Raw genomic sequence first — 1,193 nt, forward strand, 5'->3', positions numbered from 1 at the left:
CTTAGTCTAAGATTTTAGTTACCACTCCGGCGCCCACGGTACGGCCACCTTCGCGAATTGCAAAGCGCAGCCCTTCTTCCATCGCCACCGGCTGGATGAGCTCCACTTCTAATTTCACATTATCGCCCGGCATCACCATCTCCACGCCGCTCGGAAGCTCACACGCTCCCGTCACATCGGTGGTCCGGAAATAAAACTGCGGACGGTAGCCTTTGAAAAATGGCGTGTGACGCCCACCCTCGTCTTTGCTCAATACATACACCTCGCACTCAAACTTCTTATGCGGGGTAATCGTGCCCGGCTTACATAATACCATCCCGCGCTCAATCTGCTCTTTGTTAATCCCGCGAAGCAGAATCCCGGCGTTGTCTCCGGCCTGCCCCTGGTCAAGCATCCGGCGGAACATCTCAATCCCGGTCACTACCGACTTCATCGGCTGCTCCACAATGCCTACAATCTCAATCTCATCGTTCACTTTGATCACGCCACGCTCAATACGCCCGGTGGCCACCGTACCGCGACCGGTAATACTGAATATATCCTCAACCGGCATTAAAAACGGCTTGTCTACATCCCGCTCCGGCGTTGGAATCGTCTCGTCCACAGCCTTCATCAGTTCTACAATCGCTTCTTCGGCGCCTGCATCCCCGTTCAGGGCGTTCAGGGCTGATCCCTGGATTACCGGGATATTGTCTCCGTCAAAGTCATAGGAGGAAAGCAGCTCACGTACTTCCAGCTCGACCAGCTCCAGCAGCTCTTCATCGTCTACCAGGTCTACTTTGTTCATAAACACCACGATCTGGGGAACCCCTACCTGGCGGGCCAGCAAAATGTGCTCACGCGTCTGAGGCATCGGGCCGTCGGTGGCCGCTACTACCAAAATAGCTCCGTCCATCTGGGCCGCTCCGGTCACCATGTTCTTGACATAATCGGCGTGACCCGGGCAATCTACGTGGGCGTAGTGACGCGCATCGGTTTCGTACTCTACGTGCGCGGTGGCAATCGTAATTCCTCGCTCGCGCTCTTCAGGGGCGTTGTCAATATCTGCAAATTGCTTCGCCACTCCACCGTAGGTCTTCGCCATTACCGTAGTAATCGCCGCCGTCAATGTCGTCTTCCCGTGATCTACGTGTCCGATCGTCCCCACGTTCACGTGTGGCTTATTCCGTTGAAAGGTCTCTTTTGCCATGATT

Annotated in this window: 1 protein-coding gene; it reads right to left on the minus strand. The window is 55.2% G+C overall.

Features of this window, described 5'->3' with window-relative positions; genetic code table 11:
* Window position 1: 1 nt before the first annotated feature.
* On the minus strand, window positions 2-1,189 hold the full coding sequence (gene tuf, locus HUJ22_RS00005; RefSeq protein WP_290871833.1) for an elongation factor Tu: 1,188 nt from the start codon (window positions 1,187-1,189) through the stop codon (window positions 2-4).
* Window positions 1,190-1,193: the final 4 nt, after the last annotated feature.

This window comes from Gracilimonas sp., from assembly GCF_014762685.1.
Taxonomy (GTDB): Bacteria; Bacteroidota; Rhodothermia; order Balneolales; family Balneolaceae; genus Gracilimonas.